Origin of the sequence: Dyella nitratireducens (assembly GCF_014642835.1) — a bacterium.
Classification (GTDB): domain Bacteria; phylum Pseudomonadota; class Gammaproteobacteria; order Xanthomonadales; family Rhodanobacteraceae; genus Dyella_B; species Dyella_B nitratireducens.
Genome location: NZ_BMJA01000002.1, coordinates 669,748 through 693,229 on the forward strand (window position 1 = coordinate 669,748; position 23,482 = coordinate 693,229).

Consider the following 23,482-nt stretch of genomic DNA (forward strand, 5'->3'; position numbering starts at 1 on the left):
GAGGGCAGCCATTGGCTGACACATATCTAGAAATCGGTTGGAGCGTCTCGTATCCCCGATGCGTCTACGACTATAAAAAAATGACTGAAATTGTGACCTATTTTGACAGCCTGCGCCGACCTAACGGCTTTCCTTGCGTTTCTAAGCACCAGAAAAGCATGGGAATTTGAAAGATTGGTCCAAATTTTGCTGCGTCCTTTGGATCAGCAGCAGCCTAGTTCTTAATGGTCTTCCTTATGGAGGAGAGGAAAATGGAAGTTGCAGAAGCCGATGGTCCCGGAGTTACCGAATGGGTCAAAGAGCAGCTCCATAGCTGGGGAATTAAAAATCTTACGGATATTCAGGCTAAATCTTTGGCCGCCGGTGTCGCCGGTGAGCGCAGCTTGATCGTAAGCGCGCCGACGTCATCCGGAAAGACGTTGGTTGGAGAGGTTGCCGCACTCTGCGCTTTGCGAAATGGAATTAAAGTTCTATATCTAGTCTCACATAAAGCATTAGCAGATCAAAAATACTCGGATTTCGTTCGACGATTCGGTGAAGAAGCAAGCTCTCCGCTTGGTTCGGTTGGTTTAAACACCGGTGACCGAGCTGAAGGTGATGTCGATGCCTCGTTGCTGGTCGCTACCTATGAAAAGGCGTTGGGTTTGTTGCTTACAGGTCAATTGCGGCCTAGCAACATTGCTGTAATTGCAGACGAGCTTCAAATACTTGGGGATCCTAATCGCGGCCCCGAAATAGAGACTCTCTGTGCGACACTTAGACAACGCGGCATCCGTCAATTTGTTGCCCTCACGGCTACGGTAGAAAATGCGGATGATTTAGCCGGATGGATGGGATGTGGTTTGGTCAAAAGTGCGCAGCGAGACGTACCTCTCCATCAAGAAATTTGGTATGCCGGTAAAGCTTATCGCACCACATTAGGGCATGAAGATGGCAGTGAGATCACTGGTGTTGCTAGTCCTAGGCAAGACGTTATTGAAGTTGTTAATCAGCTTCTCAGGCTTCGGCGGGGGCCAGTCTTGGTATTCACAGAGAGTAGACGCGAGGCGCTTACATTTGCGAATAACTTTGGCCAGGGACGGCCGCGCGTCGGTGAAGGCATTGCCTTAGCTCAACAGCTCGATCTCTTTTCCGAGCCCACCGATTCTTCAGATCAGCTTCGAGAGAATGCGGAACGACGTGTGGCATTTCATACTGCCGACCTTTCTCCGCAAGAGAGACAAGTTATCGAAAACGGATTTATCGATGGGAAGTTTGAAGTGTGCTTTGCGACTACGACGTTGGCCGCTGGGGTCAATTTCCCTTTCAGATCAATCGTGTTTCCGAAGTTAACCTATGAATGGGGAGATAGAGCAGGATCACACATAGTCAGATCAGATTATCGAAATATGTCCGGACGTGCGGGTCGGCTAGGTATGCATGACGATGGATTCTCAGTCTTACTTCCAAAAAATCAGGTGGAATTAGCTCACGCCAACCTTCTGATTCGACCTGAAAATGACCGTCTTTTCTCGCAATTCGTAAATCTCAGCCTTCGAAAGTCGATTTTGGGTCTGGTCGCTGCGGGTTTAGCAAGCAGCTTCGAAGGACTTATGGATTTCTTTAAAAATACGCTCTATTGGTATCAAACACTCGATACGAATCCAGCAAAGTTGGCCGCGCTGGGGAGCGAAAGCACGGCTGCCATTGAGTGGCTTGCGCAGTATGACTTAATCGCTGCGCTCAATAATTCTCTTACCATAACGCCTCTTGGAAAGGCCGCCGCTTTATCAGGACTTCTTCCTACAACTGCGGTGCAATTTGCGCAGATTCTCCGAACGCTGGCTCCTGATCTGGCAGCAGGGTTCGAACCTAATGCGCAGGGGCTTATATATGCCGCATGCGCAAGCGATGAGTTTCGATCTAATCACCCGTCTCGATTCCTTCCATACCCCTCACAGTCTGTTTATGAATCTGTTGCGTATTGGGCGACCAGGAAGCTTCCGATTGCCTTAGACCGAAGCGATCTCAAGCTGGCTCAGTGTGCACAAGCATTATCTTTGTATATCGAAGGCCTCGCTGAAAGGAAAATAGCCTTCACAACTAAGCTAACCGCCGGAATGATACATAGATTAGCGGTGGACACAGCATGGGTTCTCGACGGTATACATAAGCTGTCTTCAGTACCCGAGCTTGGTTGTTCGCAGGGTGTAAGTAATCAGATCGCGATGTTGGCGAGAAGGGTGCGGTGGGGCGCTCCAGTAGAGGCACTTGACGTTCTGAGAATTGCCGAACGTCATGGAGTGCCGGGATTTGGTCGGCAGCGTGCAATGGGACTCGTCGCACAAGGAATTGCCTCGCTTCACGATTTACTTGCGACGGCTAAAGATAAGCTTGTTCATATATTACGAAGCGACCGCCGTGCCCAAGCGTTACTTGATGCCGCCGCGAGTACTGTTGGGTTGGGTCCGAGTAGATTGGCTACGAGCCATTTGGCTCAAGGCGCTGGGTTAGGAATCGAAAGACTCGTCAAAAATTGCAATGACACTCTTGGTACCGAATACGAATCAGCAATATGTGATCTTCTCAGGGTGGAGATCACCTGGACGGTGACGGTTGTCGATGATGGAGTGCGACAAAACGTGCCAGATCTGCTGATAGAACTTGGCGATCTGAAGATATTACTTGAATGTAAGACATGTACGAAGTCCCCATCGCTTATAAAGAAGGAAGAGGCATGGGCGGTTCTACAGAAAGCGGCAGACTTCGAGCCTGCGATGCGCCGCGTAACGCTTGGGAAGCCTCACTTTGATGAGACCTCAAAGCGAAAAGCTGCAGCTTCTCAGGACATCACGTTAGTAGAGCACTCGATCTTCATGGAGGGATTGCTAAGAGTGCATAGCGGTGCATTAACACCGGAGGGATTTCTCAGTTGGCTTGGTACTCCCGGTGTCGCGGAACTGGATCGCCTTGCGGGAGCGCCCACCTACGTGGCGTAGGTGAATTGAGTGGGGTCTGATTATTTGATCTGATAAACGAAATGTACGTCGTTGTGTTGGAAAATCTTAGGTGTTGAAAGCTAATTTCTTTAAGGCATGTTGCCGTTTCGCATCGCAGGCAAGTCGTCGGCAAGCTGGGTGAACTCCGCGCCGCCGTCGACGAGTTCAATACTCATGCCGAATTTGCCGATCTGGATCAGTCGATTCATGACCTGGAAGTGGGTGGCTGCGGTAAAGTCGTCGGTTCTGGCCTTTACATCCCATTGAGTCGACTCGTTAAAAAACGGCTCCAGGTCCACCTACGCGCCTGAATGCACAGCCCCGTTGGCACATTGAGAGGTGGGGTGTTCTTCAACTGCGACGTCAGCCTCTAAGCGGAGCGAGCGGGCCGCACTCAATACCGGTCAACTTCGCCGAAGCTATCAGAGGATCGATGATCGCCCTTCCTGCATCATTGATGTAGATGCGTACTTTTAGTGTCGAAGGGTCTTTAAAAACGGCAGCTTCCTTGGGTATCTGGGTTTCGTTGAACAATTCCATCTTGACGTCCCCAAGCTGGGTCTTCTGGGAATGTTCAACGTCTACGCAAGGCGCAATGTTCGTCACATTGTAGAAATAGCGGATCTCGCCAGTTCCCTCGCAGTCGAGTTCCAGCAACTGCCCGAACTTTGATAAGAACGGCCCGAGAACCTCCTTGGCTCGCTCGCTGAGTATCAGAACGCCGGGCACCATGGCGCTGACATCAGCGGGTGGACGCCTATTTTTTCGTCGCGTGCTATCGGCAAATCCCACTAATGGACGATCCATCCAATTTTTTGGAGTGCCATCGATGCGGAATCGACCTGCCAGCGAATCGTGATCATCCAAGGAGACGACCATGGCGTAATCGTTGACGGAGGTGTACCGCAATTCCCAAACAGTCATCCATCTATCTCCGAATTAAAGTGAAAGCTCGCCTGAAAGCAGTTGCGACTTGAGAGAACGCAGACCTCTGCGCCCGTCTTCGGATCCATCTCGGAGACTCAATTGCGAATACACCTCCAAGTGATAAAGCTGCTTGTGGCTAGGTGTATGGTGGGTGGCGTTCGGGTAATCCGGCATTCCCGGGCCTTTGCGGGGAAGAAAAACGCCATTGTCGGCGTCGTTGATGCCAATTCCCCAACCATAAAGCAAGTTGCGTGATTCTCTCGCCTCGGGATCGCCCAGCGCCACGATATGGTGTGCGCAGGTGTTGGCCGGACGAGGTTGCGCCGTCGCTGCAACGATATTTCGAGATAGCGTGCGGCGATGGTTGTAATCCTTGCGATTGGCATTTGCCAGTAACACCTCTGCTGAGGTGGGCAGCGTTTCTCCGTTTTTGTATCTGACCCGTGCCTTCTCCTGTTTGAGCAGGAGTTCATTTCGAACTCCGTAAGCATTAACGTCACTGGCATTGGCCGAGATGCGATTGCCGGCAATGGTCAAATCCAGGATGCCGGCGGATGTGGTGGGGATTGGGGTGGGTGCCGCTACTGCGGTCTTTGGCTGTGCTGACATGCTTCATCCCTGTTGGCGGGTGCCGTCCGCCGTCCGATCTAGTGTGCCATATGTCATCAAAGTATCTAGCGGCTGGGCACCTGTAGCGATGCTCTGCAGGCCGTCATTTCACAAGCTCGACTTTCCCCGTCCGCACTCAGCGGTATCGCCAAGACGTCAGCCTAGACCCCGACATGAAGCCAATGAGCGATTCCACGCCTTGATCTCCCGCGCCATTCGGCCTCAGACTAAATACAGGGCAGGGGTCGTTCGCCAGCAAGCACTTGCCACGGCCGAGACGAGCGGTTGCTATCGCTCGCATGGGGTGTGAAACGAAAGGGAAACAGGGGCTATGGATTTTCGATTTACGAAGTGGCGCGCTCGCATGCGGCGCCTTTTCTTGGCGGTTTGCGGCCTATTTGTCGCGTCGCCGGCAATGTTGGCTGCGTATCCCGCGACGATAGCGGATCCGTTCATCATCCGTCCTGCATTGGCGACAAAGCCTGCACTTGTTTATCCGCCTGAGGCTATCCGGCAGCGTCATCAGGGCACGGCGATGGTGTTGCTCGTTGTTGATGTGCGCGGCATGCCGCGAGATATACGTATCGAACGAACTAGTGGGTTTCCAGAGTTGGACAAGGCTGCACTCGAAGCCGTACAGCACTGGACCTTCAAGCCTGAGTTCAAGTACGGCAAGCCCGCCGAGGCGCAAGTAGCCATTCCCGTGACTTTCAATCTGAACAAGTTAGGGGATGATCTGCCCATTGCAGTGAGCGCCTTGAGTAACGAATTTTTTCGCATCTGGTTGCCGAATGGAGACGCGTTCACTGCGTCTTTGGAAAATGGCAACCTCGCTCTTGAGCATTACGTCCCGTTCAAGCTCCGGCCTGGGCAGCATGCCTTTCCGACGCCGCCGTCCAATGCAAACAGTTATGCGCAGACACTGGAAACTGCTTATCACGACGGATACGTGGCAGCCAGTCATCATGGGGAGCCACCGGCATCACGCTGTCTGATCAACTGTCTGCGCACGCTACGGATGGATTTCTATGATGGATCTTCCGTTTTCCTGAATGTGCAGGACGAGAGTTCCGAAGCAATCCTGCTGGCCTTGGGTGGATTGCCGACAGTCGACGACGCGCGTGCGGCAGGCACTATGACGGCGTATCTGCATCAGCATCCCGGGTTGGAATTGAATAATTGGGAGCTGCGGGACAAAGCGGGCGCCACCGTGAAGTCGGCGCTCCTGTATTACTACGACCTGCCAAAGGACCGAGCCATCGCCTTAAGCAGAATGTCTATAGCCCCGCCACCGCCTTCACAGCCAGGTGTTCCATCCGGTGCTGATGGTATAGAACCGTCGGCGGATGTCTGCCGACGTACGATGGTTCGTGAGGCCGAACACACCATGGCTGATTCGGCTGCACAAATACCAGTAGTCACCGTCGTGGTTGATCGTAGCGGCCAAGTTGCGCACGAATGGATCGCGCGCTCCAGTAATTCTAGGTTCGTGGATGTTTCCGCGCTCAATGACGCAGCGCATTGGACCTTCAACGGAATCGCTTGCGACGGCCAGCGTGTGACTGAATCGGTGGGCATTGCAAGGCAATAAACCGGCTAAGGAACCTTGGCGAAGGCCACTGTCGCGGGCGATACGATTCCGCCGTGGCTGTCTGCGACGTCTGGCTTGAGGTGGGTGAGGCTGGTCGTGATTTCTTTGTCATAAACAAGAGGCGTCGCCGTTTCCTGAGATAGCACTGCGGTCGATCACCTGGCGGCAACGCCGCCATCGGCCGCGTCACCCGCCGCTCCCTGCACGCGCAGGAAATCCAGTTCAACGACATCCGCACCATCCTGCAAGCGCTGTACGCCCTGTTCGACAACTGCAACAGCCTGCACACCAACGCCTACGATGAAGCCATCACCACGCCAACGGAAGAAAGCGTGCGCCGCGCCGTAACATCCGATCAATGGACATGATGTTGCTAGACAAGGTATTTGATATGGAATCGGGCTACGTTTTGAATTTTTCGGATGCTTCTATGCATGCTTTCTATGTCCACGACCTCAACGTAGACATCGACGCTCCGGAATATCGAGCCGATGGTACGTCAAAAGCAAAACGGATACGGTGTTTTTTGCGAAAAGTTAGCGATGCCGAAGCTGCGCGGGTATTGCGAGTGCTATGGGAGTATCGCCAAGCAATGTATCTTCGTAGTGGAAAACCAGACCCGCTACCTAATGCTGAAAGTATGTTCTTATCGGTGATGGTGCGCTTGGAAGGTAAGCGACGATCGCAGGCCAACGCTGTAGGCTTGTCAGCTATGCCCGCCAATGACTGGGTGAAGCTCTCTCCACTGTGTGAAAAGTTGTTGGGCTTAGTGTCAATGAGTCCACATCCGCGAGGACAAGCCTTTGGATATATTCCATCATTTTGGCGGCACCTAGAGGGGCATTTTCACTACGTGGGGAACAAATTGACGGCAGCTTTCAGCACGATGGGCATACGTATCTTTTAGAGGCCAAATGGCATCAAGGCAAAACGCAGGCCGACGACTTGCGCATCTTTGAAGGCAAGTTGCAAGAAAAGGCCGCATGGTCACGCGGTTTATTTGTGAGTCATGCTGGATTTACCGAAAAGGGCTTGGACACACTTGGAAGGAATAAGCGTGTTCTTTGTATGGATGGATTAGATTTGTACGAAACACTTGACAGACGCCTCCCTTTGGGTGATGTGATCGTAAGAAAGGCACGTAAGGCTGTAGAGACCGGCCGTGTTTTTGTGCGTGTGCGCGAGTTGTTTTTGTAATGGAAAATATGCGCGCTGCTGTCAGCTGTGGTTGAAAAATGAAGAATTGGATGGTCTTCTTTTCAAAATAAACAATGCAAGAGGGGAGTGTGATGCGGAGGTATGGTTTTGTCCTTGTTATTGGTCTGCTTCTCTCATGGCAGTCGCATGCGGCAGAACGCGTCGTTGAAGGCTTGCCTAAGATCACAAGTTCGAGCAATGCGACCTTGGGAGAGTCAGAGCAATTTGAGCGAGATAAGTTTGAATATGAGAAAAGTTTTAAGGAGCGCGAGCTTCAAGTCGAAAGAATGAAGGCTTGGCTCACGGGGTTATCAATTTTGGTGCCGCTAGGATTGGGCATGCTCACCCTGGCTTGGCAAACGAGCTCTGCCAACAGATTGAAGGATCGTGAGGCGAAGGACGCCTTTGAGATGAAAGCTGCCGAGATTGTTTTCACGGGGAACAGCACGATAGCTACGAAAAATAGGGCGCGAGCTTTGACCGTTCTATTTCCAAATCGCTTTCCAGAAAGTTTTGGCGAGGCTTTTGAGCCCAGGAAATTTACTGCAGGCGGTCCAAAGTATGAGGCGAAAGTTGAAGTCTTTCGAGCCGCATGCGCAAAGGCTAACACTCCTCGCGAGGTCTACCAAGTTTGGTACGCACTCTTTCCTGGGGACGAGTGGATTCAACAATTGGTGAAAGATTCAGGTTCAGAGCTTGCGGAAGATTATGAAGATATTGATTGAAGGTAGAACTTTATTTTAATGAATTTGAAAAGCGAAGCACCTTTTAAGTAATTACGTTGCATTTGCGCAATTATTAAACGGATAGAACGAAAAGAGGTACTAGGGGCAGAGGGAGGCTGGGTCATAGCGCACTTTTAAATTTGAGTGAAAGAAAGTTCACTCTAACTCCAGTTTTTAAGTGTGTTTGATCGTGCGGAAAGTTAGATTGAGCCTCTGTCCAAGTTGGATGGATGATCTATTAGATTGCTAAGGTTTCTGTTTTTAGAGTCACTGAAAACAGCTATTTTTTGGCAATTCGAGCGAAGTTGTGTAACTTTACTAACGCAATTCTTCGCAACTACCGCGCCTCGGGATTCCATGGAGGCGGCGTCAGGCTAATTTCCAAATATCGGAACAGTAATTCCAAAATATAAAAAGGCGCCCTTGTCGTAAAGTGACTTGGACGTATTGATTTCCTGGTTCATCCATCCAACACCGGCGGAGATAATCACAGGAATCTTAAAGCCTTTCTGTGGTTGCTGATCTTCTGGAAAAATCGGGTATGCGTATCCGCTCACAAGATATATGTTAGTGTGAAATAGCGATGAAGGCTGGGTACTCTGCGCAGTATTTGGGTTCTCATTTAAATTGCTTAGGCCTTGAGCTCCAAGGCCTAAAAACCATCCTTGCCCGCTGCTCTGTCCGAAACGCACTCTAAGCTCCGGAGACACTGAAAAAAAATCATATGTTTCCGCGCGACCTTTTAGAATCGTATAAGCTCCGGTCGCAACCAATTCAACGTGGATGCTGTTTGCATCGGGCGGTTGATTATTTGAATTTTCCGCTAGCGTGGACGCGGACGTGCTAGCCGAGAGAATCAAAATAGCAATAACTGATGAGCGGTGCTGTCTCATATGCTTCCCCCTGGACGGTTAGCCGTTAAAATCATGAAGCAAGCAACTGCAAAAAGGCCATTAAGGCTTAGCCTAATTAGCTGTCATGTGCCGCATAGGTATGCCCTGCTCGTTGGGCGAGCGGTCAGTCCAAAGCAGCGATAAATTCCCCTTCTCCCGCCACAGAAAATTGCGCGTTGAGCCTTCTGTGATGTACCCAATAACTTAAGCTCAAATTTGGTGAAATTTATGTCAAGATGCAGGGAATTGTCGGCACCCTCACTCGTAATGGCAACCGGAACGGAGGTAGTTAAATAAAGCTGACTACCTCTGTCCCGAATTCCACGCATCGTTTTGTATCCTTCAATCGAAGCTCACCTGGGCCACATTGACAAACAGGTACATGTTGCCAGTGAGCGCGCTAGCCAACGATAGATCGCCGAAAAACGCTTCAAGGTCGCCGTCGCCAATGACGAACTCGCCGAAATTGGGATCGAACAGGCGAATAGAATCGGCGTTCTGCGCACAAATCGCGTGCCCGCCAGTCAATGTAGATATGTTGATCATCGCGTAAGGCATGTTGCCGCCCCGCATCGCAGGCAAGGCGTCGGCAAGCCGGGTGAACTCCGCGCCGCCGTCGACGAATTCGATGCTCATGCCGAATTTGCCGATCTGGATCAGTCGATTCATGACCTGGAAATGGACGGCTGCGGTGAAGTCGTCGGTTCTGGCCTTTACATCCCGCTGAGCCGACTCGTAAAGACGCTGTCGGCCGCCGATCAGTTTTGCTTGCGAAGACACGTAGGCCATCCGATGGTCCGGGCTCTCTTGGGGAACCTGCCGGAGTCGCTTGAGCCATTCGACACAGCTGCCGTAGCAGACCCCGCCCTTTAGATCCAGGGCGTGGGGAAAGGCGACATCGATAATCTGGGTGGTCTGATTCCAGCTCTTGACCCGGCAATCCGTTAGCTTGCTCATGGCGCGAAGATCCAGGCGAAAGGTATTGGAAAATGTAGTACAGAAAACCGCGTACGGAAAAGGGTGGCGCCCCGGCCATTAAGGGCTTGAGGCAGTTAGGGACTCCCGTTTGCCGCAAGGGCGTTTGTCATACTTCTTGCATCCCGTCATACGAATGCAAAATCCCATGTGCCTCGTAACCGTAACCATTGGTATCGACGATGACGATAACGGCGTTTTCCTTCCCGGCAACAAAAAGGTGGCAGTCATCGATCGCCGCCTTAAAAACGCTACCAGGCATTCGGTCGTGCATACCGCTGTGTATCACCTTGCCGTTTTCAACGAGCTCCGACAGGCATCTTCCAGCGATAGCGATGCGGGGCGCAGGAAGCTTCGCGACATCAAACAAGACCTCGTTTTTGCAACCTTCCCTTATCGTAAGGACGATAGGCCGTGACCGTTTGGCTAATCACCAATGACCTTATCGACAAGGTTGAAACCATCGTGTTGCCTCCCGAAGCGGAGGGCGACGCCGACCTGCTAATGCAGGTCGGTGGAGAGGGCAAACCCGTCGTCTGGAATGAACCATTGCGCCTGGTTCGGGACAAAGGTGACTCAAGACGCAAGACCCCCAAGCCACGAACCGACCTGACTCCGTTCTTGTTCGGCGTCTTGGTGCTTAATCAAAAAGCCCGCAATGCTCTAGGGAGCTTTCTGTCGCGATTTGGGCAGCTGCTTGAAATCGACGTTGAAGGGGAAACGGAGTATTACTACAACGTCACCAATGTGGTGTCCTGTATTGATCCGAAGCGAAGCAAGAGACGCGCGTCAGGTGCCATCCAGGAAGAGGCCTTCAATACGTCGGCCGTTCCTTCCGAACCCGCCGTGTTCAAAGACCCTTTGACCGTGACCGGCCGTATTTACGTCAATGACGGCGGCAAGGCTCTGCTCGAACAACAGATCAAAGCGCATGGCATCACGGGCATGGACTTTGCCCGCGCAGGTCTATGATTGTCGTTGGGTCACTATCAGCATGATCCTTGGTATCACTAAGTCGCGCGGTGCCTTTATCGCAAAGCATGAATATCGGCGGACTCCGCTGCCTCTGCGCCTAACGACTGCTGCATGCCGTGCCTCCATTGAGGGTGCAGCAGAAGATCACTAACACGGCAACTGCGCGGCAATCGGGACGGTACCAGCGAGTTGTCCGAACAGCATCAGTTTCTCGCGTATATCGCGTAAGCCGAGGATGTTATCAACAGCGAAGCTGGTCAACGACAAACAAAAAGACGTGGGATGCCTCAATACAAGCTGCGATATCAGAGTCGAAAAAGAAGTCCGTCCGATGATGCTCTGATCTTGTGTATCGTGTGCTCGACACACTTATCGTGACTTTAGTCATGACACTTGCAGTGACTTTAGTCATAACGTCACTGTGCCATTAGTCACGACGCCAATTCGCGTCGAAAAAACAATACCAAAGCGCCGCATTTTTTAATGCGGTCTGTCCGTTTTGTTTCTTCTTGCAAGCACAAAATGATCTAACGGACATAGGCGTCCGTAAGGAGTCCCCTATGAAACTCCAAATCACTGCCGCGACCCTCGCGATCAGTTTGGCGTGCGCCGGCAGCATCAGCGCCGCCCAAGACCAGAGTCACACCACCAACCTGCAAACTTTCACAGTGACCGCACCAGTGGGCCAATACGAAACCTATGTCGTCGACTTGCACACGGGCTACGGATTGGCGGCCCTGGTCGGCAACACACACCGTGAGTACATGCAAGCGGCGCGGGCGGCCGAAAGGTCAGAAGCGCTGCGGAAGATGGGTATGGCCAAGCAATCGTTAGTGGCCGTAGCCATCGACAACTCGATCGGCCCAGGCGTGGCGAAACGGGTCCTGGTGACGGACTCCGCCCAAAACACGGTTGCCTTCGTGGACGTGTATTGCAAGCGGGCCGTACCGGCGGGAGACAAACACTGCCAGCTATTCCCCAACGGGATCAGGTCAATGCATAGTCAGCGTCTAGCGTCGGCATCTCAGCTAAGGACGGGGCATCTGCGAGAGTCGAGTGCTTTGGCTTTGCGGTAGGTGCGGGAAACGGGGTCGGAGTCTGAGGTATCCCCACGTTTTCTGCTTGATGGTCTGAACAAAATCAGCAAGCTGGCCAAGGCTTATTAAATTACCTCGGCGTCATTCCGGCGAAGGCCGGAATCCATGGTGAATGCGAAGCATGGATTCCGGCCTTCGCCGGAATGACGTCGAGGTAAAAATGCCAAGTATTGGCCACGAAAAAGCCCTTCCTTGAACAGCTCGAAAAACGTGGGAAAGCCTCAGGGTCAGAGTGCACTTTCAAATTTGAATGAAAGAAAGTTCACTCCGCCCCCCCAGTTCTCTGCTTTCTTATAGAAGCTTGGCCCAGGCTATAGGCGCGGTATTGCTGGGTTTGTAATACAGTTTTGTAAAAGTCGAAGCGCGGACGACTTCGTCAGGGGAAACAAATGGAAAAGAAAGCAGTCTTGGCAGCCATGTTCATTGGCGGGCTGCTGGCGGCGACGTTGGGCTGGGCTCAGCAACTGCCTGGTGCACCCGATGCAGCGCACGAAGCTGACCTCAATACAGCTTTGTCCGCTTACCATCACGGCGACTACGCGCCGTTGTTGAAGCTCGTGCAGCCACGCGCGGCCAAGGGGGAACCCGGAGCGCGAACCCTTCTTGGCTTGATCTACCTCGATGGGTTGGCCGTGCCTAAGGATGATGCCAAGGCGGCCAACTTGTTTGGGCAAGCCGCCTTAGCGGGCAATTCCTGGGCGGTAGAGCAATTGGGTGTCATGTATTTTCAGGGCCGTGTTGGGGGCATGCGGAATCCGGTAGTCGGCTACGCGTTATCTGAGTCGGCATTGGCAGGGATGTCCGACCAACTGGAGCGTCCGAAAATCCATGCCAGACTCAGCTCGGAGAGACGTTCCATGACAGCCGAGCAAGTCACGCAGGCTCGGGTGCTGGCGGACGAGATTCAGAGGCTCGGCTTGCTTGCGGCTTTGCGTGATTATCTAAGCGATAGCACCGCTGACCAGGTGCTTTGCCAAGTTCCATCGGGTCCAAACGCTTGCAATGAAAGCATCCCCGGCGCACCGCCAATACCGCTCACGATAGATGCCCAGGGGGTGATCCATAAGGATGGAACGGAACCATCCTCCGCAGAACTAAAGGATCGTTTCATGGTGGTGGCGTCCATGGTGCCGCAGCCTGAAATCGTTGTAACCGTTAACAGCAATGGGGCTCTTGCGAGCGACGCAGTCCAATTGCTGCTTGCTCAAGCGAGGGACGCTGGGGTGGCCCTGGTTTCCGTTGTCCCTGGAACGTCACTGGATAGCGTTCCACAGGAAGGGGACCACCATTTGTCTTTTATTCTTGCGCAAGCGTCGGCCGACCCGGAGGGTAGGGATATTGCAGTCGTTCCTGCCTTTGTCGTTCCCCGGTTCCGTCCGGATCGGCAACCTGTGCTTGTGTGGATGGATGAGCGGGGCAAGGTTACGGCGGCAAGGTTGGATACGCGGTATCCCGTTGCAAAGCCCGATATGGACGCTGTGCAGAAGGCAGCGCAGTTCAACTACGAACCTTGCTTGAAAGGTGATGTAGGCACGCCATGCTTCGTGGAGGTTTGGGTTCCCACTTCAGCGCCACTCCAGATGGATACGTCATCAGGGCGCAAACACGAACTGACCATCGTGCCCGGATCCGTACTGACCAAGACAACCCCCAGCTATCCCGCCGAGGCAGTGAGTGGATTGCATGAGGGAACCGTTACCCTGCTTGTCCTTGTGAGTACGAAGGGTTTGCCGACCGAGATTACCTTTTCGCAGTCATCGGGTTATCGCGATCTGGATGACGCGGCCAAGAATGCGGTGATGGATTGGACATTCAAGCCCCAAACGGTCGAAGGCGTTGCCATTGATTCGTATATGAAGATACCGGTGAATTTCGGCCTCAACAGGACTCAGGCCAAGTAGGGGTAAGTGGCGAAACTGGGAAGCGCTTTTTATTTACCGCTATCCCCTTTCCTTTTTCCCAAAACCTTTTCGACGGCCGTATCATGGACACAAGCCATACAGGCAGATCATTCCGCGAAATAAGGTTTGGTGGGCATGGCATTCGAACTTCACCAGTTTATCCATCTGCTCTTTATCGGCGTGGTGGCGCTGTTCCCGGTGGTGAATCCCATAGGTACTGCCTTTGTGGTGATGCCTTACTTCGCACACCTGGATAGAGCCGGAAAAAAGCGAGCGGTAGGCCAGATCACCCTGTACGCGTTTTGTGTCTGCACCGTCACCCTGATAGCCGGCGCATGGATTTTGAAATTGTTCGGGCTGTCGATTCCCGTGGTGCAACTGGCGGGTGGCATCATGATCTGCAGGATGGGCTGGGAATTCCTTTCATCCGACAAGGATGAAAGTGCAGACAGCAGCGATAGTGTCAGTGAAGCAAAGCCGCGCAGCATTGACGACAAATTGTTTTATCCACTGACGTTTCCGCTGACCACGGGGGCAGGAACAATCTCGGTACTGCTGACGCTAAGCGCGCATGGCTCGGATGCCGATTTGCGCCAGACCTTGTACAACATGATCGCGATCCTGCTGGCCGTCGTGGTGATGTGCGTACTGATATATGGTTTTTTTCTCAACACACAGCGTATTGAGCGATATCTCGGGTCCCAGGGGGAGCGGATTTTCAATCGGCTGATTGCGTTTTTTATTTTCTGCGTGGGGCTGCAGATTGCCGTTACGGGGATCAAGACGCTTTTTGTGGGGAAATAGGAGTCGCTTGTTGCAAGGCCCAAATACTAGGGTAGTTCTGATTTATTCCGTGTGACTGGGTGCCCGTGTAGGCTGGGATGAAATCCCAACACCTGGAACCGCAAGAAAGCTGGGATTTCATCCCAGCCTACACGTTTCAATCGACCCTGATTGAATAAATCAGAGGCTCCCTGGACGCTGCCTCGGTTTTAGCTTTTAAAGTAAATATCCACGACCCAGGCTATCAATGTAATTTGATATCATCGCTCGGTCGGTATCCACGGGTGTGGCTAGCAGTTTTGCGAGCTGAGTATCAATGGATTTCTTTTCCTTAACGAGCTTCTGCATCTCTTTACGAAGACCCCGTACCGCTGAGTTTTGCTGGGCAGGAGTAAGGCTGGAGTTATTATAAACACCCTTGATTTTTGTCTGTATTTCTCGTATATCCGTGGAAAGTTCATGACTTCTTTCAGTCAAATTTTGCAAGTTCGTCCAATCATCTTGGTAATGATGATGATGCTTCTGCAGAAGGTTGTCACCCATCATAGATTTCGTCTCCTGAGAGACTTGCGATGGAGCAACTTCCGAGCCCTTTACATCATTGATGTTGGGTGACGCGGATTCATGAGAAGTTGGCAGATAATTCGACGAAAGCTGGACAGAAGCACTCATAAGTAGTCTCCAATGAAGGTGCTCCAAGGCTACAGCGGAAAAATGCCTATATGCAGTATCACGTTATGTATTGCAAAACTGATGTTGCACCTGAATCGCGAACATCCTGTTGGGTTCACCAGCACGACCAGAAGATGCGCCTGCACCGAAAAAGCGGGCTTGGCTGTCATGAGTCGAAGGTATCCAGGAAAGGGTGGTCGGTTTCTTCTTCGAAAGGTTGTCCGGTCCAGCCACGGGGATTCTCCGGGCCGAATGTAGGGATTTTATGTTGGTGAAGCGATACTCCTTGGTCTTGGGGCTGTGGCTGTGATTCGGATTCGGACTCGGATTCGGAGTGGGGTTTAGGCAGGGCTTGGGGTTGGGGAGCATGGGATTCACTGTAGTGATGGTGATGTCCCTGATTTGGTGGGATTCGAAATTTTCCGCGATAGTTAGGGTTTTTTATGAAATGGCTATTCTTATCAAAGGCGCCAATGATATTGGATGATGGAATATCCTTACCGTAGTTTATTTCCAGCGGTTGCATAATGATGTCGGTATCGTTAGGGTGCTCTATGAGGTGCCTATTTTGATATAAATGATATCCTTCCATGTCATTTCCATCGACAATATAGGTATAACCTCCCTTGTTTCCGCCGTAGTAATAGGCGCCAGCACCATCTTTTTTATAAAATCCAGAGGTTGATATACCTTTGCCGTCAGGGTCCAAGGCGTCTTTTCCGCCACCAAATCCACCTCTGAAACCATTTATTTCATTAATGTCGTTGATTTTTGTTCTTAATTTAAAACCTTCCTTGAATATGGTTTCCGGCGCACGGGTGTCGCCGCGAAAAACGATACCTCTATATATATAGCCCTTATCTCTCCCCATGAAGGAGACTTTCCCGGTGTCGATGGCAAAGGTTTGCAATCCATCCGGGCTGATTGGGAGGGTTATGCTGTTTGCCTGATAACGAGAGCCTGGTACACCAGGACGAGAGCCCGGTGTGTCGAGGCCATAGGTGGAGGCTGGTGCGCGAGGAGAAGAGCTTGGCGAGCCAGGGCCGGCGGCTGACGCGCCAGGACGGGAGCCTGGTACGCCGGGACGGGAGCCGGGAGTGTCGAGGCCAGGGCTAGGACTAGAGCTATAGTTAGAGCTGGAGGTTGATGCGCCAGGACGAGAGCCTGGTACGCCAGGACGAGAGCTTGGTGTGCTGGGAGTAGAGGCTGGCGTGCCAGGACGCGAGCTTGGTGTGCCAGGGCGAGGGCCTGGCTTGGGGCCGGGAACGAGTTTAGGACTAGGCACGGATTTGGGGCCCAGAGTTGGTGCGCCAGGGCGGACCCCCGCGCCTGGTCCGCCCAGAACAAATCCTATAAATCCTTCGAAGAGCGCTTCTTGTACGGAACGTGGGGGGATCGTTCCCTCATTTTCGGGAATCAGCTTTCTATCAACGTGCTCGCTGCGTGGTATGCCTAGTCGCCATCTATAGTGCCGCTCCTGAAAATCAGCCCAGGGTTCACCCGCCATCAGCACCGGCTCCTCTTCAGCTCGTGTAACGCGGCTTTTGGCTGGTGACGTTTGAGTTGAGTTCAATCCGTAAGAAGTGGAGTTTCTTGAGTCATTAGCCTGCGAGCGTGCGTCGTTCTTTACTGTCCAAGTACTCTTTGAGGTAATGACTGGACCGGTGACACCCGAAGTATTTTTGTCTGAAGTAGGTAGATCGACCGAAGCCGGCTGTGATGAATTAAAAGTGTCGATTTTCATAAATACGAATCTCTTGCCATTGGATCGTTAAGCATTTTTTGTGAGAGGTTTTCGCATGGTCAGCATATCCAGCACCCGCACAATGCCGGTGGTACTTTTTTAGGCACCAGAAACGTGTGAATTTGGGAAGTTACCCATAAATGGATGGATAGCGTGGCGTTCTATGTCAGAACGCCCGAAGACATGAACGACCCTAGCTAAGCACAACCTCATTGGTATGGGTTTTGTGCAGAGGGAATGTGTCAGTTAATAAAACGAGGGATGGTTCTGAGGTTTCTCCACGTTTTTCGAGCTGTTCAAGGAAGGGCTTTTTCGTGGCCAATACTTAGCATTTTTACCTCGGCGTCATTGACCAGCTTCGCTGTTGTAAAGCGCCTCGGCGAAGGCCCACTGCTGTCCGGGGAAAATGCGCACTGCCCTAAACACGCATCCGAAGCTCGTCGGAAATCCCTTTTTTGCCTGCACATTCAGCACCCCCGATCCGTCACCCCGGCGAAAGCCGGGGCCCAGTGACTTTGGCGATTCCGCAAGTCGCTGGGTCCCGGCTTTCGCCGGGACGACGAACCATCAAGCATGGCGGCGAGTGTGAGTGATATTTTCCCGGACAGCAGTGGGCGAAGGCCGGAATCCATCGCCAGTACGGAGCATGGATTCCGGCCTTCGCCGAGGCGCTTTACAACAGCGAAGCTGGTCAATGACGGCAGAGTAATTTAATAGATATTGGCTAGCTTGCTGATTTTGTTCAGATCATCAAGTAGAAAACGTGGGGATACCTCAGGGTCAGGTTCACTTACGGCTATTGCTCGCTCTCGTAAGTGAACCGCCCCAGTTTGGGTTATTTCTTCAAGTTCCAAGGATGCTATGCATCCGGCTTTTTGGCGGCCTGCTGCGCCATATCCACGGCTTTCGTCGCCCCGTGCACAGCCACCGTTACAGCTTCTTCGGCGATGCGCATAGCCTCTTCAACGTCCTTATAGCCAGTCGTGAGGGTGGCTACGATCTGGTCATGCGTGCGCTGAATTTGGGCGGCTAAATCGTCGGTGGCTGGGTTGTCTTGGGAGGCCGTTGGGGCAGCGGTGACGTCTGCCTGTGAAGCGGGTTGCTCATCCTTTTCGTCGCTTGTCATCGTCATTCCCCGGGTTTGGGTTCGCCAGTGGGCGTGTCTTTCAACAAGGCGCTGAGACGCTCGATGGTCTGGGCGAGGTCGTCGCTTTTTAGTGCCTCGTCGGCAAAGCGCAGGGCTTGCTCAGGGTTGGCGTCCAAAATGGCGCGGGCTGCGGCGGTGGTGATGGCGTTGCGCAGCATGTAAACGTGTTGCTGCTGCGCTACGGCGTTTTGTATGGCCACCGATACAGCGTGGGCCATGATCTGGTGGGTCATGGCCTGCGCCAGGGCTTCGGATGAATCGCCAACCGAAGCGTTGACTTGCGCTACCGCGTCGGTGATCTGGCTGTTGACTGTGGTCTCGTCGGCCATGACGTTACTCTTGTGCCGAGGTGTTGCCGAGCAGGGCTTCGGCGCAGCGCGTCACGATTGCCAGCGACAAGTTGTTTGCATTCTGCTGCTGAGTGACCAGATTTTCTGCCGCGATGCCGGCAGCGTGTGCGAGGGATTGATACAGCGAGCCCAGCGCCACCGCGGGCGCCTCGCCGATGACTTTGACGTTGGATTGGGTGACCGAATCGGTGATCTGGTCGTTGACGGAAGTCGGAAAGGCCATGGGTCTGTCTCCTTACTTGGCTGCCGAGCCGACGAGGGATTGCACGCACCGCGAAACCAGCGCATGCGACACGTTGTTTGCATTCTGCTGCTGTGTGACCAGGTTTTCCCCGGCAATGCTGGCGGCGTGTGCAAGGGATTGATAAAGCGAGCCCAGTGCCATGGCGGGTGCTTCGCCAATCACTTTGACGTTGGATTGGGTTACGGCGTCAGTAATCTGCGAATTCAACGAGGTAGGAAATGCCATCTCTCAAAACTCCCTGTGTGCTGAGTGGTGGAAATCAGTGGTAGTTGGAATACTGCTACTACATCGATGCTGCTTGGATTTGCCCTGTGAAGCGGTAGGGGCTCAAGCATGAAGCGAGCCATGGAAACCCACGCGTGGAAGTTCTTTATTTCACAGCCACTTGATTGCGCGTCACGAAGGAGATGTGGTCCTGGGGCTCGAAGCATTTCGTCAGGTTTCGCCCTGACGCGTCAGCAACGGTGTGAAGGTTATGTGTAGAGACGCCTGGCGCGTCCATGGGCGAGGCGGATCTACTTCTTGCGCCGGTTTTTACGTTGGAGCGATACCGAAAGCAGGGGGTAGGTTCATTCTTTGGAAGCACATTCGACCATAAGCGAACCTAGCCCCAATCGTCAGAGCTTATGGCTAGCTCAGGCCGTACTTTCTCAGCGTATCCGTAACCTGGCCGCTGTTCTTGTTCAAAAGCCAGCCACGAAAGGCGGAGTCCGAACGCGCGTACATAATCAGTTTGTCATCGTAGGTGCCATCAAAGTAGGTTCCGTCTGAATGACGCTCGAGATTTCGTTGCGTCAGACGCAAGCTGGTCATGATGTCGTTGAGGTCCAATTGCTCTGTGCTGTCGTCCGTACTCGCAATCACCAGCGATGGGTCACTGTAGTGCGCACTCAGAAACAAGTTGCCCAAGGTGGCGTCATAGATCAGTCGCATTCCCCCGCCGATGACGTTGTACTCCACGTAGCGATAGGAATTGGCCATGTCCACAGGGTATTTGGATTCCTGGTTCATATGAAAGGGCGTATCAGGTCGTACCCCGGCAGCCTTGAACGAAGTAAGAAGAAATTGCACCACGTTGCTGTACTTCGTCTTCAATACGGATAGATCGATGACTGGATAGGTAATGCCGTTGAAGACTTGCTCTTCATCGACGAGGTTATAAACCTGTCGATGGATGTGATCTCTCTTTTCCACAGCGGTCTTGTAATCGCGTTCATAGGCCGATCGAATCGTGCTACTCGCAGCCTTTTCCAAATCCCTGACTGGCATAGAGCTTTCCCCTGTGTGTAGGAAACGGGTGGATATTTACAAAGCTGTGACGCGGCTATGTCCAACAAACCCTTAGCCGTATAAAGGGTACTCCTACTACGAAAAATATCATCAAGCCTGGCGGCGTAACCGAGGCGCTGCATCGGGGATGGAGGCTGAGGTTTCCCAACGTTTTTCGAGCTGTTCAAGGAAGGCTTTTTCGCGGCCAATACTTGGCATTTTTACCTGGGCGTCATTCCGGCGAAGGCCGGAATCCATGCTTCGCATTCACCATGGATTCCGGCCTTCGCCGGAATGACGGCTCGGTCATTTAATAGATATTGGCCAGCTTGCTGACTTTGTTCAGATCATCAAGCAGAAAACGTGGGGATACCTCAGGGATGGAGATAGAAAAAAGGTTGCCTAGCTCCACTTCAATTCAGGGCTTTCCGGTATGCTTGGCGCCCTATGTCAGAATGCTCGAAGACATGGACGATCTTAGCTTCCGAAAGCAATTCAGCACTTAAATGATAAGGAAAGAAGGGCCAGCCGGCAGCACCTTCGGTCCTTTTTATCCTGGGGCATGAAAAGGAGCTATGTCTTGACCGGACAAAGTCGGATTTGTTGATGGCGATGCTGCGATCGTCATAAGTGTATTTGATTTCAGTTGCTGGATTGCACTTAAAGGATCTCTGGGGAATACATTTCAGGCAGCGTAATAACCGTTGAATGCTAAGCTGTACCACATCATTTTTCTACCTACTGCTATTGGAGAGCTCTAATGAAGGGGACGGAACAGAAAAAGACGGATGGTTCGCCAGTGAAGCGGTTTGTAAAACGACTGCTTTGTTCCATATTGGTTGTTCTGTGCATGTTTTCATCAAGCGCTTATGCACAAAGCATCCAAAAATACTATGGCTACTATTATGCGGACGCCAATAATCCACCGGCCGTAGCCCTCGATGAAATGAAAGGGCACATCAATCTTTACGCGATAATGAGTTGGTCCGGCGATACCAGCGACGCTGGCAGGGCATCTTCCTTGGCGTATCTCATGACTGAACTGGCCAAGGCGAAGGCAGCTCATGTGCATGCCATCATTCCTGGGTATCCATTCCTATTCAATCTCGCTGCGGGAAGCACCTCTTGCTGGCAGAACTACCCGGCCGCATCGCAGGAGTGGTCAAGCTTGGTTCAAACCATGGTGCAGACGGGCTATCTGATTCCTGGTGACCCCGATCGAAGCACCGTGACGGCGGTTTATTTGGTTGACGAACCGAATCTCGGTAGCTCCTGCCTTTCCGATGTGAATGGAACGGCGAATCCAGCCTTGGCGAATGCCGTCAATGCTATCCACTCTAATGCCAATACAAGTTCGCTACCGGTCGCATCCATTCTGACGACATCGTTCGATCAGATCAGCAGCGGAATGCGGCTTCTCGATTGGGTAGGCTTCGACAGCTACGGGGATAGCGATTCGCAATGGTATGCGCACCTCAATGAGCTTAAATCCTATGCACCGAGCAAGAAGATCATCATTGTTCCCGGTGCTCAAAGTGGGCAGGGTTGCGTGGGCATCAATGACACGACACCTTTTTTTCAGACCATGCAATCCGACTCGCAGGTTGTATGGCTCGCTCCTTTTGTCTGGTTTTCAACCAGCACATGCCTTGGAATCAGGGATCTTTCTACACTTCGGACAACGTATGAAACCGAAGGGGCTGGCATCAAGGCACAAGGTTGCACGGCTTCCAATGAGGCAGCCTTGTTCTGCGGAGCAGCACTTACCAGCTTTGTCCTTTCTTCGGGCCAACAGCACTGGGGTTTCGTCGGTGCCAGTGGTGACGTTTACAATTTATATTGGAGCGCCAGCGCCGGGTACCTCGTTGACGACGCCAGTGCCGTTACAAAGGCGCAGAAAGCAGACAGCGGCGCGTTGACTAGCTATACGCTGTCTTCTGGGGAGCAGCATTGGGGCTTTATTGGCACTGACGGCAATATTTACAACCTGTCTTGGACAGCTGCTGCGGGTTATACAGTTGCCAACGCCAGTGCGGCAGCGGGGGCGCCACCGGCCATCACGGGTGCGTTGACGAGCTTTGCGTTGTCGTCCGGTGAGCAGCACTGGGGATACATTGGCACCAATGGGCATGTTTACAATCTTTATTGGGGTGCCGGCGCTTATCACGTCGATGATGCTAGTGGCTCGGCGGGAGCGCCGCAGGCCGCCAGTGGTGCGTTAACAAGCTTCACCCTGCCGTCCGGTCAGCAGCATTGGGCATATATCGGTACCAATGGCGACGTTTACGACCTTTATTGGAGCGCCGGCTCTTATTACGTCGCTGATGTCAGCGCCGCAACGGGGGCACCACGGGCCGCCAGCGGTGCGTTAACAAGCTTCACTCTGCCGTCCGGGCAACAGCATTGGGCATATATCGGTACCAACGGCAACGTTTACGACCTTTATTGGAGCGCTGGCTCTTATTACATTGCCGATGTCACCGCCGCAGCGGGGGCGCCACTGGCCTCGAGTGGCTCACTGACAAGCTTCGTGCTTCCATCCGGCGAGCAGCACTGGGGATACATTGGCGCCAATGGGCACATCTACAATCTTTATTGGGGTGCCGACGCTTATCACGTCGATGATGCTAGCGGTTCGGCGGGAGCGCCGCAGGCCGCCAGCAGCGCGTTGACAAGCTTCATCCTGCCGTCCGGTGAGCAGCATTGGGCGTATATCGGCGCCAACGGTGACGTCTACAATCTCTACTGGAGTTCCGGCACTTACTATGTTCAGGACGCCAGTGCGGCAACAGCACTTCACTGATTTCTAAAGCGTATACAACATGTCGGGCGTGTCATGGCCATCACGATGGCACGCCCGACTGTCGCACCATTGCATGGAGCGGCAAATAACGGCAGCCGCTACAACTGAGATACGTAGGTTCACCATATGATGTGTGGGTAGCGAATATCCGTGGGATATGTGATATCCATACCACTTTTGGTTCACTACAGTGACTAAGGTTTGTTTCGATGCAGGCCGGTCTCGTCAACTCAGTGAGTTAACCCTTGCGATGGGACCACGTCCGGTGTATTGGTATCGCGTTTTATGTCGGCGCGGAGCGGCATAAAACACGTTGACAAGCTCCGCATCGTAAATGGGAGAACCGCTATGGAATTGAACATTGAGGGTGTAAGCGCTGCAGAAGAAGCTGCTCGTCCAATGGGTCGGTTGCTTGCGCGTACTGTGTCGCAAGACGAGCTCGATAAGCTGTCGCTGCAGAACAGTAAGGAAGCAAACTTCCTCACTATCACTATTTATGAGCGCGGTCTCAATTAAATTGCGGGACCGGAAGAAAGTAACGACTTGATTCCGTGTCTTATCAGTCGTTCGAAACACTAGCCCGCCACCCTGACGGTTGGCGG

Annotated in this window: 23 protein-coding genes and 2 pseudogenes; 13 read left to right on the top strand and 12 right to left on the bottom strand. The window is 52.6% G+C overall.

From position 1 onward, the window contains the following. Positions 1-251 precede the first annotated feature (251 nt). Entirely contained in the window at positions 252-2,978 is a 2,727-nt protein-coding gene (locus IEX75_RS14045; RefSeq protein WP_188794917.1) for a DEAD/DEAH box helicase, read from the top strand. 89 nt (positions 2,979-3,067) lie between these two features. Here the strand turns inward: IEX75_RS14045 and IEX75_RS14050 are convergent, their stop codons facing one another. The 3 genes from IEX75_RS14050 to IEX75_RS14060 form a co-directional block, all read right to left on the bottom strand. Next, positions 3,068-3,277, bottom strand: coding sequence for a hypothetical protein (locus IEX75_RS14050; protein WP_188794918.1), 210 nt, complete (start codon positions 3,275-3,277; stop codon positions 3,068-3,070). A 64-nt stretch (positions 3,278-3,341) separates the two neighbouring features. After that, positions 3,342-3,902 carry an imm11 family protein gene (locus IEX75_RS14055; protein WP_188794919.1) on the bottom strand — a complete coding sequence of 187 codons (561 nt, stop codon included), beginning with the start codon at positions 3,900-3,902 and terminating at the stop codon, positions 3,342-3,344. A gap of 15 nt (positions 3,903-3,917) precedes the next feature. Then, positions 3,918-4,514: an AHH domain-containing protein gene (locus IEX75_RS14060; protein ID WP_188794920.1), complete on the bottom strand. Its 597-nt coding sequence runs from the start codon at positions 4,512-4,514 to the stop codon at positions 3,918-3,920. A gap of 331 nt (positions 4,515-4,845) precedes the next feature. Between IEX75_RS14060 and IEX75_RS14065 the strand changes: the two genes are divergently transcribed. The 5 genes and pseudogenes from IEX75_RS14065 (at position 4,846) to IEX75_RS14080 (ending at position 8,027) form a co-directional block, all read left to right on the top strand. After that, positions 4,846-6,105 (top strand): energy transducer TonB, encoded by a 1,260-nt coding sequence (locus IEX75_RS14065; protein WP_188794921.1) that lies wholly within the window; start codon positions 4,846-4,848, stop codon positions 6,103-6,105. A gap of 194 nt (positions 6,106-6,299) precedes the next feature. Further along, a pseudogene (locus IEX75_RS24465) lies at positions 6,300-6,452 on the top strand (methylmalonyl-CoA mutase family protein); the annotation flags it as partial. A 17-nt stretch (positions 6,453-6,469) separates the two neighbouring features. Further along, the gene (locus tag IEX75_RS14075; protein WP_229720824.1) at positions 6,470-7,012 is read left to right on the top strand and encodes a hypothetical protein; all 543 of its coding nucleotides are present in this window, start codon (positions 6,470-6,472) and stop codon (positions 7,010-7,012) included. Then, the gene (locus IEX75_RS24470; RefSeq protein ID WP_423373016.1) at positions 6,928-7,302 is read left to right on the top strand and encodes a restriction endonuclease; all 375 of its coding nucleotides are present in this window, start codon (positions 6,928-6,930) and stop codon (positions 7,300-7,302) included. The genes IEX75_RS14075 and IEX75_RS24470 overlap by 85 nt, the downstream gene beginning before the upstream one ends. Positions 7,303-7,394: 92 nt before the next feature. Then, positions 7,395-8,027 (top strand): hypothetical protein, encoded by a 633-nt coding sequence (locus IEX75_RS14080; protein WP_188794922.1) that lies wholly within the window; start codon positions 7,395-7,397, stop codon positions 8,025-8,027. Between the two features lie 374 nt (positions 8,028-8,401). Here IEX75_RS14080 and IEX75_RS14085 read toward each other — a convergent pair whose 3' ends face one another. Beyond that, complete coding sequence (locus IEX75_RS14085; protein ID WP_188794923.1) at positions 8,402-8,920, bottom strand: hypothetical protein; 519 nt, start codon at positions 8,918-8,920, stop codon at positions 8,402-8,404. Between the two features lie 342 nt (positions 8,921-9,262). Then, the gene (locus IEX75_RS14090; protein ID WP_188794924.1) at positions 9,263-9,877 is read right to left on the bottom strand and encodes a YopT-type cysteine protease domain-containing protein; all 615 of its coding nucleotides are present in this window, start codon (positions 9,875-9,877) and stop codon (positions 9,263-9,265) included. A gap of 166 nt (positions 9,878-10,043) precedes the next feature. Here IEX75_RS14090 and IEX75_RS24475 point away from each other — a divergent pair, with 166 nt between their 5' ends. The 5 genes from IEX75_RS24475 to IEX75_RS14115 all read left to right on the top strand — a co-directional run bounded on the left by IEX75_RS24475 (position 10,044) and on the right by IEX75_RS14115 (position 14,672). Continuing rightward, the gene (locus tag IEX75_RS24475) at positions 10,044-10,313 is read left to right on the top strand and encodes an AHH domain-containing protein (protein ID WP_188794925.1); all 270 of its coding nucleotides are present in this window, start codon (positions 10,044-10,046) and stop codon (positions 10,311-10,313) included. After that, positions 10,310-10,867, top strand: a complete 558-nt coding sequence (locus tag IEX75_RS14100) for a hypothetical protein (protein WP_188794926.1) — start codon at positions 10,310-10,312, stop codon at positions 10,865-10,867. Before IEX75_RS24475 ends, IEX75_RS14100 begins: the two co-directional genes overlap by 4 nt. A gap of 563 nt (positions 10,868-11,430) precedes the next feature. After that, positions 11,431-11,946: a hypothetical protein gene (locus tag IEX75_RS14105; protein WP_188794927.1), complete on the top strand. Its 516-nt coding sequence runs from the start codon at positions 11,431-11,433 to the stop codon at positions 11,944-11,946. Between the two features lie 410 nt (positions 11,947-12,356). Then, the gene (locus tag IEX75_RS14110; protein WP_188794928.1) at positions 12,357-13,868 is read left to right on the top strand and encodes a TonB family protein; all 1,512 of its coding nucleotides are present in this window, start codon (positions 12,357-12,359) and stop codon (positions 13,866-13,868) included. 135 nt (positions 13,869-14,003) lie between these two features. Continuing rightward, positions 14,004-14,672: a MarC family protein gene (locus IEX75_RS14115; RefSeq protein WP_188794929.1), complete on the top strand. Its 669-nt coding sequence runs from the start codon at positions 14,004-14,006 to the stop codon at positions 14,670-14,672. Positions 14,673-14,867: 195 nt separating this feature from the next. Here IEX75_RS14115 and IEX75_RS14120 read toward each other — a convergent pair whose 3' ends face one another. The 7 genes and pseudogenes from IEX75_RS14120 to IEX75_RS14150 form a co-directional block, all read right to left on the bottom strand. Further along, entirely contained in the window at positions 14,868-15,323 is a 456-nt protein-coding gene (locus tag IEX75_RS14120; protein ID WP_188794930.1) for a hypothetical protein, read from the bottom strand. 166 nt (positions 15,324-15,489) lie between these two features. Next, positions 15,490-16,233, bottom strand: coding sequence for a hypothetical protein (locus tag IEX75_RS14125; RefSeq protein WP_188794931.1), 744 nt, complete (start codon positions 16,231-16,233; stop codon positions 15,490-15,492). Positions 16,234-17,926: 1,693 nt separating this feature from the next. Continuing rightward, positions 17,927-18,193 (bottom strand): hypothetical protein, encoded by a 267-nt coding sequence (locus tag IEX75_RS14130; RefSeq protein WP_188794932.1) that lies wholly within the window; start codon positions 18,191-18,193, stop codon positions 17,927-17,929. 2 nt (positions 18,194-18,195) lie between these two features. Next, on the bottom strand, positions 18,196-18,543 hold the full coding sequence (locus IEX75_RS14135; protein WP_188794933.1) for a RebB family R body protein: 348 nt from the start codon (positions 18,541-18,543) through the stop codon (positions 18,196-18,198). A gap of 4 nt (positions 18,544-18,547) precedes the next feature. Then, entirely contained in the window at positions 18,548-18,787 is a 240-nt protein-coding gene (locus IEX75_RS14140) for a RebB family R body protein (protein WP_188794934.1), read from the bottom strand. A gap of 84 nt (positions 18,788-18,871) precedes the next feature. Next, a pseudogene (locus IEX75_RS14145) lies at positions 18,872-19,033 on the bottom strand (RebB family R body protein); the annotation flags it as partial. Between the two features lie 405 nt (positions 19,034-19,438). Next, entirely contained in the window at positions 19,439-20,077 is a 639-nt protein-coding gene (locus IEX75_RS14150; RefSeq protein ID WP_188794936.1) for a hypothetical protein, read from the bottom strand. A gap of 760 nt (positions 20,078-20,837) precedes the next feature. Here IEX75_RS14150 and IEX75_RS14155 point away from each other — a divergent pair. Together IEX75_RS14155 and IEX75_RS14160 are read left to right on the top strand one after the other, a co-directional pair. Continuing rightward, positions 20,838-22,880, top strand: coding sequence for a hypothetical protein (locus IEX75_RS14155; protein WP_188794937.1), 2,043 nt, complete (start codon positions 20,838-20,840; stop codon positions 22,878-22,880). Between the two features lie 348 nt (positions 22,881-23,228). After that, positions 23,229-23,396: a hypothetical protein gene (locus IEX75_RS14160; RefSeq protein WP_188794938.1), complete on the top strand. Its 168-nt coding sequence runs from the start codon at positions 23,229-23,231 to the stop codon at positions 23,394-23,396. The last annotated feature ends 86 nt before the right edge of the window (positions 23,397-23,482 follow it).

Excerpts from the sequence above, each read along its gene's own strand:
- IEX75_RS14120 (WP_188794930.1), bottom strand. The coding sequence starts at position 15,323 with ATGAGTGCTTCTGTCCAGCTTTCGTCGAATTATCTGCCAACTTCTCAT.
- IEX75_RS14045 (WP_188794917.1), top strand. The coding sequence starts at position 252 with ATGGAAGTTGCAGAAGCCGATGGTCCCGGAGTTACCGAATGGGTCAAA.
- IEX75_RS14060 (WP_188794920.1), bottom strand. The coding sequence starts at position 4,514 with ATGTCAGCACAGCCAAAGACCGCAGTAGCGGCACCCACCCCAATCCCC.
- IEX75_RS14080 (WP_188794922.1), top strand. The coding sequence starts at position 7,395 with ATGCGGAGGTATGGTTTTGTCCTTGTTATTGGTCTGCTTCTCTCATGG.
- IEX75_RS14115 (WP_188794929.1), top strand. The coding sequence starts at position 14,004 with ATGGCATTCGAACTTCACCAGTTTATCCATCTGCTCTTTATCGGCGTG.
- IEX75_RS14055 (WP_188794919.1), bottom strand. The coding sequence starts at position 3,902 with ATGACTGTTTGGGAATTGCGGTACACCTCCGTCAACGATTACGCCATG.
- IEX75_RS14135 (WP_188794933.1), bottom strand. The coding sequence starts at position 18,543 with ATGGCCGACGAGACCACAGTCAACAGCCAGATCACCGACGCGGTAGCG.
- IEX75_RS14130 (WP_188794932.1), bottom strand. The coding sequence starts at position 18,193 with ATGACAAGCGACGAAAAGGATGAGCAACCCGCTTCACAGGCAGACGTC.
- IEX75_RS24475 (WP_188794925.1), top strand. The coding sequence starts at position 10,044 with ATGTGCCTCGTAACCGTAACCATTGGTATCGACGATGACGATAACGGC.
- IEX75_RS14085 (WP_188794923.1), bottom strand. The coding sequence starts at position 8,920 with ATGAGACAGCACCGCTCATCAGTTATTGCTATTTTGATTCTCTCGGCT.
- IEX75_RS14065 (WP_188794921.1), top strand. The coding sequence starts at position 4,846 with ATGGATTTTCGATTTACGAAGTGGCGCGCTCGCATGCGGCGCCTTTTC.
- IEX75_RS14090 (WP_188794924.1), bottom strand. The coding sequence starts at position 9,877 with ATGAGCAAGCTAACGGATTGCCGGGTCAAGAGCTGGAATCAGACCACC.
- IEX75_RS14150 (WP_188794936.1), bottom strand. The coding sequence starts at position 20,077 with ATGCCAGTCAGGGATTTGGAAAAGGCTGCGAGTAGCACGATTCGATCG.
- IEX75_RS14140 (WP_188794934.1), bottom strand. The coding sequence starts at position 18,787 with ATGGCCTTTCCGACTTCCGTCAACGACCAGATCACCGATTCGGTCACC.
- IEX75_RS14160 (WP_188794938.1), top strand. The coding sequence starts at position 23,229 with ATGGAATTGAACATTGAGGGTGTAAGCGCTGCAGAAGAAGCTGCTCGT.
- IEX75_RS14110 (WP_188794928.1), top strand. The coding sequence starts at position 12,357 with ATGGAAAAGAAAGCAGTCTTGGCAGCCATGTTCATTGGCGGGCTGCTG.
- IEX75_RS14105 (WP_188794927.1), top strand. The coding sequence starts at position 11,431 with ATGAAACTCCAAATCACTGCCGCGACCCTCGCGATCAGTTTGGCGTGC.
- IEX75_RS14155 (WP_188794937.1), top strand. The coding sequence starts at position 20,838 with ATGAAGGGGACGGAACAGAAAAAGACGGATGGTTCGCCAGTGAAGCGG.
- IEX75_RS14075 (WP_229720824.1), top strand. The coding sequence starts at position 6,470 with ATGATGTTGCTAGACAAGGTATTTGATATGGAATCGGGCTACGTTTTG.